A 16,924-nucleotide genomic window follows, 5' to 3' on the forward strand; every position below is an offset into this window, starting at 1 on the left:
GGGTCGAGTGCACAGGATGTTAACGTTAAAAGGTGCACACACCTCGCACCTATCCTGCACCCAGCTGTTTATACGCGGAAATGTGGTTTAAGAGCAATTTTTATATTGCAGTTCTGTCAAAAATTGTTCTTATTAATTTTATTATCGTTTATTTGAAAATATCCAAAGATGGTTCTTCTTAAATAAGATATGTTTTGAATCACAATACAAGAGTTTGTATGTGTAAGTGAGCAGTGATATAGAAAAAGGAGCTGGGTTTGTGGCTCAGCTCCTTTTTCTAATTATTTTCAATTATTAGTTTACTTTTGTTTAATTTTGTAGGTGAACTTTTTTACTCGCGATTCTTCTTGCGAGAGAAGAATGCTGCTGCAGCTCCAAGTACACCAATCATTGCGCTGATCAATCCTACTCGTTCCACTTCAGCACCAGTCTTTACTAATTGGGACGAATGCTTTGCAGGAACCTTGTTGCCGGACTTAGTAGATTCGTTGGAACCTGAAGCACCAGTGGATACATTACCAGCTTTGCCGTTGCCAGCATTACCGGTTTCAGCGTTACCAGCGTTGTTAGCATTGTCAGCGCTACTTGATTCGTTGGTGCTATTTTGAGCGCCGGAATCTGTAGAGCTGCTACCACCAGTAGTAGATCCGCTAGCTGAACCACCATTGTTAGACGTGGAGTCGTTACCCGAATCAGAACCAGAACTATTGCTGTTTCCAGTCTCAGAACCAGAACCGGAATCAGAACCAGAACCGGAATCAGAACCTGTTCCAGAACCAGAATTTCCGTTGTTGTTTCCGGCTTTACCAGTGGTTTCGCTGGAAGTGTTGTTACCGTTCTTATCTTTAGCTTTTACATCACTGCCGTCTTTGATTTTGTTTGCTGGAATAGTGACTTTACCATCGTTTTCGTTAACGGTTACGCCTTCTGGAGTGTTTCCATCAATCTTCCACTTGCCGTCAGTGCCTTTCTTGACAGTGATGGTCTTCGTGGTGGTTTCACCTTCTGGCGTATAAGTGATTTCCAGGGTATCAGTACCGTCTGCTGGAGTGATCGTGGCTGAGCCTTGATCGCTTCCGCTTGTTGGGGTAGTGATGGTTGGAGCAGCTGGCTTCTTTGTTTCAGGAGTGGTTGATGGGTTGGTTCCTGTTTGGCCAGTGGCTTCGTCGGAAGTGTTGTTACCGTTCTTATCTTTAGCGGTTACTTTACTACCGTCTTTGATTTTGTTTGCTGGAATAGTGACTTTACCATCGTTTTCGTTAACGGTTACGCCTTCTGGAGTGTTTCCATCAATCTTCCACTTGCCGTCAGTGCCTTTCTTGACAGTGATGGTCTTCGTGGTGGTTTCACCTTCTGGCGTATAAGTGATTTCCAGGGTATCAGTACCGTCTGCTGGAGTGATCGTGGCTGAGCCTTGATCGCTTCCGCTTGTTGGGGTAGTGATGGTTGGAGCAGCTGGCTTCTTTGTTTCAGGAGTGGTTGATGGGTTGGTTCCTGTTTGGCCAGTGGCTTCGTCGGAAGTGTTGTTACCGTTCTTATCTTTAGCGGTTACTTTACTACCGTCTTTGATTTTGTTTGCTGGAATAGTGACTTTACCATCGTTTTCGTTAACGGTTACGCCTTCTGGAGTGTTTCCATCAATCTTCCACTTGCCGTCAGTGCCTTTCTTGACAGTGATGGTCTTCGTGGTGGTTTCACCTTCTGGCGTATAAGTGATTTCCAGGGTATCAGTACCGTCTGCTGGAGTGATCGTGGCTGAGCCTTGATCGCTTCCGCTTGTTGGGGTAGTGATGGTTGGAGCAGCTGGCTTCTTTGTTTCAGGAGTGGTTGATGGGTTGGTTCCTGTTTGGCCAGTGGCTTCGTCGGAAGTGTTGTTACCGTTCTTATCTTTAGCGGTTACTTTACTACCGTCTTTGATTTTGTTTGCTGGAATAGTGACTTTACCATCGTTTTCGTTAACGGTTACGCCTTCTGGAGTGTTTCCATCAATCTTCCACTTGCCGTCAGTGCCTTTCTTGACAGTGATGGTCTTCGTGGTGGTTTCACCTTCTGGCGTATAAGTGATTTCCAGGGTATCAGTACCGTCTGCTGGAGTGATCGTGGCTGAGCCTTGATCGCTTCCGCTTGTTGGGGTAGTGATGGTTGGAGCAGCTGGCTTCTTTGTTTCAGGAGTGGTTGATGGGTTGGTTCCTGTTTGGCCAGTGGCTTCGTCGGAAGTGTTGTTACCGTTCTTATCTTTAGCGGTTACTTTACTACCGTCTTTGATTTTGTTTGCTGGAATAGTGACTTTACCATCGTTTTCGTTAACGGTTACGCCTTCTGGAGTGTTTCCATCAATCTTCCACTTGCCGTCAGTGCCTTTCTTGACAGTGATGGTCTTCGTGGTGGTTTCACCTTCTGGCGTATAAGTGATTTCCAGGGTATCAGTACCGTCTGCTGGAGTGATCGTGGCTGAGCCTTGATCGCTTCCGCTTGTTGGGGTAGTGATGGTTGGAGCAGCTGGCTTCTTTGTTTCAGGAGTGGTTGATGGGTTGGTTCCTGTTTGGCCAGTGGCTTCGTCGGAAGTGTTGTTACCGTTCTTATCTTTAGCGGTTACTTTACTACCGTCTTTGATTTTGTTTGCTGGAATAGTGACTTTACCATCGTTTTCGTTAACGGTTACGCCTTCTGGAGTGTTTCCATCAATCTTCCACTTGCCGTCAGTGCCTTTCTTGACAGTGATGGTCTTCGTGGTGGTTTCACCTTCTGGCGTATAAGTGATTTCCAGGGTATCAGTACCGTCTGCTGGAGTGATCGTGGCTGAGCCTTGATCGCTTCCGCTTGTTGGGGTAGTGATGGTTGGAGCAGCTGGCTTCTTTGTTTCAGGAGTGGTTGATGGGTTGGTTCCTGTTTGGCCAGTGGCTTCGTCGGAAGTGTTGTTACCGTTCTTATCTTTAGCGGTTACTTTACTACCGTCTTTGATTTTGTTTGCTGGAATAGTGACTTTACCATCGTTTTCGTTAACGGTTACGCCTTCTGGAGTGTTTCCATCAATCTTCCACTTGCCGTCAGTGCCTTTCTTGACAGTGATGGTCTTCGTGGTGGTTTCACCTTCTGGCGTATAAGTGATTTCCAGGGTATCAGTACCGTCTGCTGGAGTGATCGTGGCTGAGCCTTGATCGCTTCCGCTTGTTGGGGTAGTGATGGTTGGAGCAGCTGGCTTCTTTGTTTCAGGAGTGGTTGATGGGTTGGTTCCTGTTTGGCCAGTGGCTTCGTCGGAAGTGTTGTTACCGTTCTTATCTTTAGCGGTTACTTTACTACCGTCTTTGATTTTGTTTGCTGGAATAGTGACTTTACCATCGTTTTCGTTAACGGTTACGCCTTCTGGAGTGTTTCCATCAATCTTCCACTTGCCGTCAGTGCCTTTCTTGACAGTGATGGTCTTCGTGGTGGTTTCACCTTCTGGCGTATAAGTGATTTCCAGGGTATCAGTACCGTCTGCTGGAGTGATCGTGGCTGAGCCTTGATCGCTTCCGCTTGTTGGGGTAGTGATGGTTGGAGCAGCTGGCTTCTTTGTTTCAGGAGTGGTTGATGGGTTGGTTCCTGTTTGGCCAGTGGCTTCGTCGGAAGTGTTGTTACCGTTCTTATCTTTAGCGGTTACTTTACTACCGTCTTTGATTTTGTTTGCTGGAATAGTGACTTTACCATCGTTTTCGTTAACGGTTACGCCTTCTGGAGTGTTTCCATCAATCTTCCACTTGCCGTCAGTGCCTTTCTTGACAGTGATGGTCTTCGTGGTGGTTTCACCTTCTGGCGTATAAGTGATTTCCAGGGTATCAGTACCGTCTGCTGGAGTGATCGTGGCTGAGCCTTGATCGCTTCCGCTTGTTGGGGTAGTGATGGTTGGAGCAGCTGGCTTCTTTGTTTCAGGAGTGGTTGATGGGTTGGTTCCTGTTTGGCCAGTGGCTTCGTCGGAAGTGTTGTTACCGTTCTTATCTTTAGCGGTTACTTTACTACCGTCTTTGATTTTGTTTGCTGGAATAGTGACTTTACCATCGTTTTCGTTAACGGTTACGCCTTCTGGAGTGTTTCCATCAATCTTCCACTTGCCGTCAGTGCCTTTCTTGACAGTGATGGTCTTCGTGGTGGTTTCACCTTCTGGCGTATAAGTGATTTCCAGGGTATCAGTACCGTCTGCTGGAGTGATCGTGGCTGAGCCTTGATCGCTTCCGCTTGTTGGGGTAGTGATGGTTGGAGCAGCTGGCTTCTTTGTTTCAGGAGTGGTTGATGGGTTGGTTCCTGTTTGGCCAGTGGCTTCGTCGGAAGTGTTGTTACCGTTCTTATCTTTAGCGGTTACTTTACTACCGTCTTTGATTTTGTTTGCTGGAATAGTGACTTTACCATCGTTTTCGTTAACGGTTACGCCTTCTGGAGTGTTTCCATCAATCTTCCACTTGCCGTCAGTGCCTTTCTTGACAGTGATGGTCTTCGTGGTGGTTTCACCTTCTGGCGTATAAGTGATTTCCAGGGTATCAGTACCGTCTGCTGGAGTGATCGTGGCTGAGCCTTGATCGCTTCCGCTTGTTGGGGTAGTGATGGTTGGAGCAGCTGGCTTCTTTGTTTCAGGAGTGGTTGATGGGTTGGTTCCTGTTTGGCCAGTGGCTTCGTCGGAAGTGTTGTTACCGTTCTTATCTTTAGCGGTTACTTTACTACCGTCTTTGATTTTGTTTGCTGGAATAGTGACTTTACCATCGTTTTCGTTAACGGTTACGCCTTCTGGAGTGTTTCCATCAATCTTCCACTTGCCGTCAGTGCCTTTCTTGACAGTGATGGTCTTCGTGGTGGTTTCACCTTCTGGCGTATAAGTGATTTCCAGGGTATCAGTACCGTCTGCTGGAGTGATCGTGGCTGAGCCTTGATCGCTTCCGCTTGTTGGGGTAGTGATGGTTGGAGCAGCTGGCTTCTTTGTTTCAGGAGTGGTTGATGGGTTGGTTCCTGTTTGGCCAGTGGCTTCGTCGGAAGTGTTGTTACCGTTCTTATCTTTAGCGGTTACTTTACTACCGTCTTTGATTTTGTTTGCTGGAATAGTGACTTTACCATCGTTTTCGTTAACGGTTACGCCTTCTGGAGTGTTTCCATCAATCTTCCACTTGCCGTCAGTGCCTTTCTTGACAGTGATGGTCTTCGTGGTGGTTTCACCTTCTGGCGTATAAGTGATTTCCAGGGTATCAGTACCGTCTGCTGGAGTGATCGTGGCTGAGCCTTGATCGCTTCCGCTTGTTGGGGTAGTGATGGTTGGAGCAGCTGGCTTCTTTGTTTCAGGAGTGGTTGATGGGTTGGTTCCTGTTTGGCCAGTGGCTTCGTCGGAAGTGTTGTTACCGTTCTTATCTTTAGCGGTTACTTTACTACCGTCTTTGATTTTGTTTGCTGGAATAGTGACTTTACCATCGTTTTCGTTAACGGTTACGCCTTCTGGAGTGTTTCCATCAATCTTCCACTTGCCGTCAGTGCCTTTCTTGACAGTGATGGTCTTCGTGGTGGTTTCACCTTCTGGCGTATAAGTGATTTCCAGGGTATCAGTACCGTCTGCTGGAGTGATCGTGGCTGAGCCTTGATCGCTTCCGCTTGTTGGGGTAGTGATGGTTGGAGCAGCTGGCTTCTTTGTTTCAGGAGTGGTTGATGGGTTGGTTCCTGTTTGGCCAGTGGCTTCGTCGGAAGTGTTGTTACCGTTCTTATCTTTAGCGGTTACTTTACTACCGTCTTTGATTTTGTTTGCTGGAATAGTGACTTTACCATCGTTTTCGTTAACGGTTACGCCTTCTGGAGTGTTTCCATCAATCTTCCACTTGCCGTCAGTGCCTTTCTTGACAGTGATGGTCTTCGTGGTGGTTTCACCTTCTGGCGTATAAGTGATTTCCAGGGTATCAGTACCGTCTGCTGGAGTGATCGTGGCTGAGCCTTGATCGCTTCCGCTTGTTGGGGTAGTGATGGTTGGAGCAGCTGGCTTCTTTGTTTCAGGAGTGGTTGATGGGTTGGTTCCTGTTTGGCCAGTGGCTTCGTCGGAAGTGTTGTTACCGTTCTTATCTTTAGCGGTTACTTTACTACCGTCTTTGATTTTGTTTGCTGGAATAGTGACTTTACCATCGTTTTCGTTAACGGTTACGCCTTCTGGAGTGTTTCCATCAATCTTCCACTTGCCGTCAGTGCCTTTCTTGACAGTGATGGTCTTCGTGGTGGTTTCACCTTCTGGCGTATAAGTGATTTCCAGGGTATCAGTACCGTCTGCTGGAGTGATCGTGGCTGAGCCTTGATCGCTTCCGCTTGTTGGGGTAGTGATGGTTGGAGCAGCTGGCTTCTTTGTTTCAGGAGTGGTTGATGGGTTGGTTCCTGTTTGGCCAGTGGCTTCGTCGGAAGTGTTGTTACCGTTCTTATCTTTAGCGGTTACTTTACTACCGTCTTTGATTTTGTTTGCTGGAATAGTGACTTTACCATCGTTTTCGTTAACGGTTACGCCTTCTGGAGTGTTTCCATCAATCTTCCACTTGCCGTCAGTGCCTTTCTTGACAGTGATGGTCTTCGTGGTGGTTTCACCTTCTGGCGTATAAGTGATTTCCAGGGTATCAGTACCGTCTGCTGGAGTGATCGTGGCTGAGCCTTGATCGCTTCCGCTTGTTGGGGTAGTGATGGTTGGAGCAGCTGGCTTCTTTGTTTCAGGAGTGGTTGATGGGTTGGTTCCTGTTTGGCCAGTGGCTTCGTCGGAAGTGTTGTTACCGTTCTTATCTTTAGCGGTTACTTTACTACCGTCTTTGATTTTGTTTGCTGGAATAGTGACTTTACCATCGTTTTCGTTAACGGTTACGCCTTCTGGAGTGTTTCCATCAATCTTCCACTTGCCGTCAGTGCCTTTCTTGACAGTGATGGTCTTCGTGGTGGTTTCACCTTCTGGCGTATAAGTGATTTCCAGGGTATCAGTACCGTCTGCTGGAGTGATCGTGGCTGAGCCTTGATCGCTTCCGCTTGTTGGGGTAGTGATGGTTGGAGCAGCTGGCTTCTTTGTTTCAGGAGTGGTTGATGGGTTGGTTCCTGTTTGGCCAGTGGCTTCGTCGGAAGTGTTGTTACCGTTCTTATCTTTAGCGGTTACTTTACTACCGTCTTTGATTTTGTTTGCTGGAATAGTGACTTTACCATCGTTTTCGTTAACGGTTACGCCTTCTGGAGTGTTTCCATCAATCTTCCACTTGCCGTCAGTGCCTTTCTTGACAGTGATGGTCTTCGTGGTGGTTTCACCTTCTGGCGTATAAGTGATTTCCAGGGTATCAGTACCGTCTGCTGGAGTGATCGTGGCTGAGCCTTGATCGCTTCCGCTTGTTGGGGTAGTGATGGTTGGAGCAGCTGGCTTCTTTGTTTCAGGAGTGGTTGATGGGTTGGTTCCTGTTTGGCCAGTGGCTTCGTCGGAAGTGTTGTTACCGTTCTTATCTTTAGCGGTTACTTTACTACCGTCTTTGATTTTGTTTGCTGGAATAGTGACTTTACCATCGTTTTCGTTAACGGTTACGCCTTCTGGAGTGTTTCCATCAATCTTCCACTTGCCGTCAGTGCCTTTCTTGACAGTGATGGTCTTCGTGGTGGTTTCACCTTCTGGCGTATAAGTGATTTCCAGGGTATCAGTACCGTCTGCTGGAGTGATCGTGGCTGAGCCTTGATCGCTTCCGCTTGTTGGGGTAGTGATGGTTGGAGCAGCTGGCTTCTTTGTTTCAGGAGTGGTTGATGGGTTGGTTCCTGTTTGGCCAGTGGCTTCGTCGGAAGTGTTGTTACCGTTCTTATCTTTAGCGGTTACTTTACTACCGTCTTTGATTTTGTTTGCTGGAATAGTGACTTTACCATCGTTTTCGTTAACGGTTACGCCTTCTGGAGTGTTTCCATCAATCTTCCACTTGCCGTCAGTGCCTTTCTTGACAGTGATGGTCTTCGTGGTGGTTTCACCTTCTGGCGTATAAGTGATTTCCAGGGTATCAGTACCGTCTGCTGGAGTGATCGTGGCTGAGCCTTGATCGCTTCCGCTTGTTGGGGTAGTGATGGTTGGAGCAGCTGGCTTCACGGTTATGGTTAGAGTTGTGGTGCCGGTTTTTCCTGCCGAGTCGGTTACAGTGAAGGTTAGGGTATGTGTGCCAACTTCCTTCGGCTGCATGTTCTTAATAGTAAGATCCAACACTTGTTTCTGATCAGTGTCAGTGGTTTTTGAAACACTCGCACGTCCACTAGTGAGATCAGTATCTTGAAGCAGATTGGCGCCCTTTAGTGCCTGTATAGTGTTGATGTCTTTAACTTGCACATCATCTGTAGCAACAATGTGAATCTTCAGATCTTGCCCAACTGTTACAGACGATGACTCGGTAGTAGCAATAATTGTTGGGTCTTGAGCATCCTTAGGCGCAGTAGCTTTCTTTTTCTCACTGTTTTTTGAAGTTAGTTCAAATCCTGGAATTGGTATTTTACCGCCAGGTGTCGTTCCAGGCTGCTTCGTGACAGTCGTTGTTGCATACACGTCGCCTTCAGGAATTCCATTCTTAACAGTAATCTCCGCTTTACCATTCTTAATTGTTGTAGTAGAGCCGATTTCCTTGCCATTTTTATCAAACAGTTTAACTGTTGTAGTAATTTTAGCGTCAGTAGGAATGCCGCTTCCAACAGATACTGTTACTTTCTGCCCTGTCCCTCCAGCAAGATTAGTCAGATTAGTTTCGATAACTGGCTTCTGTGGTTTAACATTGATGGTTACAGTTGCTCCAGTCGTGGAATTATCGGAGTATGTTCCCTTAATGCTATGGGTAATTACGCCAACTGTATCAGTGTTTGGAACAGGGAGACCGTTCCAGCTTAAGGTTGGCTGCTTTTCAAGCTTGTTGCCGTTTTTGACAGTTACAAAATTGTCAATTTTTGTCAATGGCGGTAATGGTTCACCAACTGTAGTATTAATGGTTTTACCGGTAAGAGGATGTTCTCTAGAAAGTTTTGGCTTTTTAGTAACTTTGACTTTAACTTTGCGTGTGGTAACGTTGCCAGAGCCATCCTCGGAAGTAATGGTTACTTCCTTGTTGTTCATTTTATTAGTAACATCGATTTCACCTGATGAAAGCGGTTCGCTTTCGCTTCCAAGGCCTTGCTTGGTTATAGGAGTGTCCGTTAAACCAGAAATGCTAAACTTCTCAATATAACCCTTGTTATCGGTGGTAGTGAAGCTTAGTTTTTCGCCTTCCTTGAGTTTAATGGTCTTGGTGCCGTCGGTAATTTCGGTTTTGCCATTGTAATAAATTTTTGGCGCTTTATCGTCATCCTTGTGACGTTTTAAGTTTTTATCTTGGTCAGATTCTGGATCTCGTCCGGAAACCCACGCGTAGGATGAGCTTGTTGTGGCTCCATATGTTGCAGAATCTGCCCAAGTCCAAGCATTATGTATATTAGCGTACTTTTCATCATACGTCTTAGCGTTTTCGTTAATCGCTGTACTGTTAAGCTTTACTGCGGCATGCATATGGAATGCAAGATTTACTTCTGAAGTTTGAATACCTATTCCATAATTATTGCTACTATATGGGTTCGCTCGGTAAGTTGCTTTACCAATAGCGTAATCCTGATAATTTCCATGGAATAGCCTCATCATATCTTTGTCATATTGTGTATCGTTTCCCTGATTCGGTCCTAAACTATAATGGAATCTTGAAGGTCTTCCTACACCGAAGTTCTTCTCGTTATCGCTAAGTAAGTTTATAGATGTTGACTGATTGTCTACTTTTTCAAAATTGGAAAAATCGCGCGAAAGAGTAAGGTTCATCTTGCGTTCTTTTTTGTCGTTTTTTAATTTATCTTTAAGTTCGTAAGCGTCAAAACGTAAGTCGCGAATTGTGTCGCTCTTATACGAACCATCAGAATTTAACTCAGCAATTTGGTACGGTACTTGCCATATATACCACTGCCTCTTTGAATTTTTTACCATCGATTGAGCATCATTGTTGAAGAATACGTCGAATACGAGATATTTAGCACCATCTATTGTTTCGATATGTGCATACATATCCGTTTTTTTAATCAGAGTATTGTGTTCCTCGCTACCATAATCGTCGGAATTCATTGTCTTTTTATCTTTATTTTCATCATTAGTAGCACGATAACGCTGGAACTCAAGAATACTAGGAGTTTTAAGCCATCCTGGGTTGTTAACAACCACATCAGCTTCACGATTTTGACGCACAGCACCGGTGCTATTCGCAAGACTTCTAGCCGTTGCGTTGTACGTTGTTGTAGTAATTGTGGGTGTTGTAACAGCCATTGCAGGCTGGCTGCCTAAGCAGGTTGCTGCTGTCAACAAAGCAGCCATTGTTGCTAACGGAAGTGTGTGTACTTTGTGTGCAGAACGCTTTTTAGAAGATTTTGATGATGATGTATGTTTTGAAGGATTAGCGGTAGCCATAACAATCTCCTTAATTTTCCCTAATCTTTAACGAATTTTTAAACAAATAAATAGAACGAATTCTATGACAAATCTCTCCAAAGCTAGCAATAAAGCTCTCTATTTAAATGGGTCTATTTAAAATTCTATCATTTCTTGTTATTTTTTATAATATTTTTCAGTTTGAAATTAGTTTAGACTGTAAAATTTCCTACGGGGGGGGGGTGCTCTAAATGAAAATTTTTTGCGAAATGTTATAACAATATAACTTTTGATAAAATTTCTTATTATTTTCGTAACTTGCTATATGACTTATGGTGTGTCGCAGATATGTGATTGGGTAATCACTAAACAAATGTTTATTAGTGTTGGGAATGTCATGACCATCGTTTGAAGATGCTGAGCATTAGAAAGTATATACTCTAGTTTCTTAATTCTTGGATACGATGCAATTTGCTCGACGAAATACGCGATCTAAAGAAAGAGTTGCGTCAAATAGAAGTTGTTAATAAGTGATGCTAATAAATGAGCATGATTAATCGTGAGTTAATCGTGCGAAATTTGTGTTTTTATTTTGTGAGATGCGTGGAAAATAAGAGTTTTTGGTATAATTAATCGTGCGTTAATCGCGGCTAATCGCAAGTTAAACGCGATTAATAAGAGAGCGTAGGTAGTTGTGTTTAATCGTAGTAAATAAATATTCATTGAGTATCTTCTGTGAACGTTCACAAAACGCCGAATAAATACAATAAGCGGTCACAATACGTTGATACACTAGAAAGCGGAATTGGGCATTTTATGATTTTTATTATTAAATTGCTCATAAAAAATAAACAGAAATAGAAAATAGGTAGGCATTATGCGTAAAGCCAAAATCGTTGATACTATTGGTCCAGCTACCGAATCGTTAGAGGGTATTACCAAGCTCGTTGAAGCTGGTATGGATGTTGCTCGTCTTAATCGTTCTCACGGTACTCCTGAGGATCATTTGCGTGTGTACAACAATGTGCGCGCCGCTTCTAAATCTACTGGCCGTAATGTTGCTGCTCTCGTTGATTTGCAAGGTCCAAAGATTCGCTGCGGTTGGTTTAAGAAGAACGCTGATGGCGAAGACAAAGTTTATTTGGAAGAAGGCCAAGAGTTCGTAATCACCACTGATGATATTGAAGGTGATGAGCATCGTACTTCCACTACTTTCAAGGGTTTGCCAGGAGATTGCCATGCAGGCGATCCAATTTTGATTGATGATGGTAAGGTTCGTCTTGAGGTCACTAAAGTTGAAGGCAATGACGTACATACCAAGGTGGTTGTAGCAGGTCCAGTTTCTAGCCACAAGGGTATTAATCTTCCAGGCGTTGCTGTGTCTCTTCCAGCTTTAACAGAAAAGGATGAGGCTGATCTTCGTTGGGCTATCCGTACTGGTGCAGATATTATTGCAATGTCCTTCGTGCGTTTTGCAAGTGATATTGATCGCGCTCATGAGATTATGGACGAAGAAGGTCGTCGTATTCCAATCGTAGCAAAGATTGAGAAGCCACAGGCTGTTGAAAATCTTGAAGAGATTGTTAAGACCTTCGATGGCATTATGGTCGCTCGTGGCGATATGGCAGTTGAAATGCCTCTCGAAGAGGTTCCACTGGTTACAAAGCGCTGCATTGAGCTTTCTCGCCGTTACGCAAAGCCAGTTATCGTTGCTACTGAAGTTCTTGGCACAATGGTTAACTCTCCAGTTCCAACCCGTGCAGAAGCTTCTGACTGCGCTAATGCTGTTCTTGACGGTGCCGATGCAACTATGACTTCTAACGAGACTGCTGTTGGTAAGTATCCATCTGTGACTGTTCAGACTATGGCTCGTATTTCTCAGTTTGCTACTGAGCACGGCTATGATCGCATTCCTGCTGTTGAGCTTGATATGTCCAGCACCGGTGCAGTTTCTTCTGCTGCTGTTGATTTGGCAGATAAGCTTAACGCTAAGGCTATTGTTGCTTACACTCAGACCGGTCGCACAGTTCACCGCATTTCCCGCGAACGTCCAGTTGCTCCAATTTACGGCTTGACTAACAATGAGCATACATATCATTGGTTGGCTTTGAGCTGGGGTACTGAAGGCTTCTTGATTGATGAAGATTATCATGAGATGAACCGTCATGATTTGATGATCTTCACCGACAAGGTTCTTCGCGAAGCAGGTAAGGTTTCCGACGGAGACAAGATTGTCGTTTTGAGCACTGCTCAGGGCGAACGTCAGGCTGGTCGCACTGATTCAATCTACGTACACACTGTTGGTGCATGCGACTAATTTTGCACCTTTAATGCTCACAAATCGCTTGAATATTTATTCTCCTGATTTTGTGACTTTGATTTATGTGTGATTATTGATGCGTGCAATCTGCTTAAAAACAGGTTGCGCGCATTATTTGTTTGTTTGTTGTTTGTTTGTTTATTTATTTAATATTTATAGGTTTCGCTTTCTTTCGCTTCCTTCCAGTTTATTCCACGTTTTTTCGTTTTTAGCTTTCTTTCGCTTCCTTCCAATATTTATTTGCGACACGCTCAAAACGCGCTAAGTATTTGCATATTGCTCAAAGTGTGGTATAGTCAACAAGTCGCGCAAAAACGCGGATAATTTAAAATGCCCCTGTATCCCAATTGGTAGAGGAAACAGCCTCAAAATCTGTGCAGTGTGAGTTCGAGTCTCACCGGGGGCACGTGCACAGCGTCGCTTAGAATATAAGCGGCGTTTTTTTATATTTTCGTTTGCATGCTTTTTTGGGAATTAACCCCCCTTTTTTTGGCCTATATCCTTGCTTTTGTGAAATAACCCAAGAAATAACCCGGTAAATAACACGAGAAATAGCTCAAAATAACCACATATTTTGCTTAATTGCGTTTGATTTTTTATAGATTATATCTTTATACTTGATTACAGTTATTGAGGAGAGTTTAAGGAGTTTTTTATGTATCCAGACGACAACCAATACCAGAATACTTATAACGCTAATAACCAGTATCAAGACCCTCAGTATAAGGACCCTCAGTACGTTGACCCTCAGTACGTTGATCCTCAGTACGTTGATCCTCAGACTGTAAATAATTATTCTGGTTCGCAATATGCTGTTCAGCCTTACACTAAGCCTGATTACAGTGCCTATGGTTACAATCGTGGATACACTAACGGTTATGACGACGGCTATAACAATGGCTATAACAATGGTTATAACGTTAATGGTGGTTATGATCGCTATCCTGCAGGGCGATACGATTATTACGATGACTACGAATATAGAGAAAACAACCACTATAATGTTTTTGCTATTATAGGCTTTATTTTTTCACTAATTGGAAACGCTGTAATAGGGCTTCCTTTCTCATTTGTTGCTTTGAATCAAATTAAGAGAACCAATGAAAAAGGTAAGGGTCTAGCAACGGCAGGTGTGATAATAGGCTTCATATGGCTAGCTTTTTGGTTGGTAGTTATCGTGTTTTATATAGCTGCGATTATTTGGGCTTCTTCGCAGACACATTATTATTATTCTTATTATTAAATTTTAGCTTTGTGTGAATTTTTGTATGAATTTTATTGATGCAGTTTAATCGACTATTTATGAAGTAGTTGATTTTCTGCATCAATATTATTTTTTTTTGAGTTGATTTTAATCAATTGCGAAATTAGTTCGAATTTGTGGATATAGCTTCGTATTTTGCTTAATTGTGTTTGACTTTTTATAGATTATATCTTTATATTTGATTACAACCGTTAGTGAGAGTTTGAGGAGTTTTTTATGTATACGGACGACGACCAATACCCGAATACTTATAACGCTAGTAACCAGTATCAAGACCCTCAGTACGTTGACCCTCAGTACGTTGACCCTCAGTATCAAGACCCTCAGATTGTAAATAATTATTCTGGTTCGCAATACGCTGTTCAGTCTTACACTAACCCTGATTACAGTGATTATGGTTATAACAATGGATACAGCAATGGTTATGACGACGGTTATAACAATGGTTATAACAATGGTTATAACGTTAATGGTGGTTATGATCGCTATCCTGCAGGGCGATACGATTATTACAATGGCTCTGGTTATAGAGAAAATGATCACTATAACCTTTTTGCTATTTTGGGCTTTGTTTTTTCTATAATTGGCGTTTCTGCAGTAGGGCTTCCTTTTTCAATTGTTGCTTTAAATCAAATTAAGAGAACTAATGAAAAAGGTAAGGGTCTTGCTACAGCAGGTATGATAATAGGCTTTATAGGGTTAGGTATTTGCGTGGCAATCGTTTTTGTACCACTTGCGGTTTTTGCGTTTGAAATGGTATCTTATTTACTCTTGCTTTTATTTTACTCGGCTCGTTAAAATTATTATTCTCCTTACTATTATTAAATTTTAGATTTGTGTGAATTTTTGTGTGAATTTTATTGATGCAGTTTAATCGACTATTTATGAAGTAGTTGATTTTCTGCATCAATATTATTTTGTGAGTTCATTAATTTGTTCCGCCACATCGCTGTTTATTCGCGTAAGCATGCTTTATGCTTTTATTTACTTTTTGCTTTACTAAGCGTAAAGTGAGAAAGTGCTGTTTGCGCTTTGCATGTAAAGTGTTATGAAAGGGACAATGATGATCCGCTATACAAATCTATATAGTAAGTTCAAAGATTTAATAAGTAATAGCGTGGATTTCATGCAAGAAGAATCTCATTCAATAATCATGAAATCTTGCGCGATTTTTGCATCTGCTGCTGCTGTGCTTTGCATGGCAACTATTATTCCGGCAAATGCTAATGAGTCTAAATCCTCCTTTAATACTGCTTCTGAATCTAAAAATAAGTCTGAAAAAAATTTACTGAAAAAGGTGTTATTGTTACCGCATTCCAGCAGAATTGGAAGAGTATCGCTAAGGAATGCAAGGAAACTTATGGTCCTGAGGGCGTGAGTTATGTGCAGGTTTCGCCGCCGCAGGATCATATTAAGGGTAATGCGTGGTGGACTTCTTACCAGCCTGTGAGCTATAAGCTTGATTCTAAACTTGGCACTGAAGCTGAGTTTAAGAATATGATTACTACTTGCAAGGCAAAAAAGGTTGGAATCATTGTTGATGCTGTTATTAATCACATGACTGGCGATGGTAATAAAGATACTGTTGGCGTTGGTGGAAGCAAGTATGATGCAGCTTCGCAGACTTTTGAAGACGCTGGATACGCTAAGGATGATTTCCATCAAATAGAAAAGAATATCGGGAATTACAAAGATCCTGAGGAAGTTTGGAATTATAGGCTTGTTGGTTTGCTTGATTTGGATACTTCTAAGCCGCATGTTCAGCAAGTGTTAGGCGGATATTTCGCTAAGCTACTGAAGATGGGCGTCGCTGGATTCCGTATTGATGCAGCAAAGCATATGGAGCCAAAAGATGTGAAGGCGATTAAACAAGCTGCTTCTGATCTTTCAGGAATTGCTTATGACAAAATTTGGTGGATGCAGGAAACTATTGGTGATATTGATGGTGCTAAAGAAACTCAGCCGGATCAATATTATGGTACTGGCGAAGTAGATGAGTTTGAGTATTCTCACCGTTTGCGTAATTATTTCTACGGTTCTATTGAAAATCTGAAGCATATTACTGACAATCTCACTCCTAATGATAAAGCTGCTATTTTTGTGACTAATTGGGATACTGAGCGCGACAGTTCAACACGAGTGCTCACTTATAAGGATGGTGCAAAGTACGAGTTAGCTAATGCGTTTATGCTTGCTTATCCGTATGGAACACCAAATATTTACTCCGGATATAAGTTCACTCAACGCGATGAAAGCGCTCCTGGTGCGACCGATACGTCTGTTCCGGATGTAAAGTGCGGTAAGGATTCTCAGTGGCAGTGCACACAGCGCTTAACTTATATTCGCGGAATGGTTGGATTCTATAATGCTGTTAAAGGCACGAAAGTGACTCAATGGCAGGATGACAATGATAACAATGTTGCTTTTAGTCGCGGAGACAAAGGATTCTTGGCGATTAACAATACTGACAAGCCTAAAAAGGTGAGTTATAAAACTGATTTGCCTGATGGCGAGTATTGCAACGTGTATGTTTCGAGTAAATGCGGCAGCAAAGTTACTGTAAATAGTGGGAAAATTGAAACAACTATTCCAGCTAACTCAGCTATTGCTTTGCATGTTAAAGCTGTAGATCATTTTGGAAGTACTTCTATGCTGACTACAGTGTTGATGATTGTAGTTGTTTTCGTTGTTCTGTTGATTGAATTAGCTCTGATTCTGTGCAAGAACAAGGCTGACTCTAATAAAAAGTTAGATTCTAGTAAAAATTAGATTCTAACAAAAGTTAGATTCTAATGAAAGTTAGATCCTGGTAAAAATTAGATTCTAACAAAAGTTAGATTCTAATGAAAGTTAGATCCTGGTAAAAATTAGATTCTAATAAGTAAGCTGATTTTAATAAATAAGCTGAAAGCGGGTACTGATTGTAAATAAA

Annotated in this window: 4 protein-coding genes, 1 tRNA gene and 1 pseudogene; 5 read left to right on the plus strand and 1 reads right to left on the minus strand. The window is 42.9% G+C overall.

The features are described from left to right. Positions 1–331: 331 nt before the first annotated feature. Positions 332–10,447 (minus strand): hypothetical protein, encoded by a 10,116-nt coding sequence (locus HXT51_RS06560; protein ID WP_421776476.1) that lies wholly within the window; start codon positions 10,445–10,447, stop codon positions 332–334. An 838-nt stretch (positions 10,448–11,285) separates the two neighbouring features. Here HXT51_RS06560 and pyk point away from each other — a divergent pair. From pyk to HXT51_RS06585, 5 genes and pseudogenes are all read left to right on the plus strand, one after another. Beyond that, positions 11,286–12,725, plus strand: a complete 1,440-nt coding sequence (pyk, locus tag HXT51_RS06565; protein WP_415706448.1) for a pyruvate kinase — start codon at positions 11,286–11,288, stop codon at positions 12,723–12,725. Between the two features lie 335 nt (positions 12,726–13,060). Further along, positions 13,061–13,134 (plus strand) — tRNA-Leu (locus HXT51_RS06570). Between the two features lie 249 nt (positions 13,135–13,383). Then, positions 13,384–13,971, plus strand: a complete 588-nt coding sequence (locus HXT51_RS06575; protein ID WP_421776477.1) for a DUF4190 domain-containing protein — start codon at positions 13,384–13,386, stop codon at positions 13,969–13,971. A gap of 237 nt (positions 13,972–14,208) precedes the next feature. Next, positions 14,209–14,790 carry a DUF4190 domain-containing protein gene (locus HXT51_RS06580; RefSeq protein ID WP_421776478.1) on the plus strand — a complete coding sequence of 194 codons (582 nt, stop codon included), beginning with the start codon at positions 14,209–14,211 and terminating at the stop codon, positions 14,788–14,790. Positions 14,791–15,118: 328 nt separating this feature from the next. After that, positions 15,119–16,761 (plus strand): annotated as a pseudogene (locus tag HXT51_RS06585) (alpha-amylase). The last annotated feature ends 163 nt before the right edge of the window (positions 16,762–16,924 follow it).

Source organism: Gardnerella sp. KA00255 (assembly GCF_049244095.1).
Taxonomy (GTDB): Bacteria; Actinomycetota; Actinomycetes; order Actinomycetales; family Bifidobacteriaceae; genus Bifidobacterium; species Bifidobacterium vaginale_F.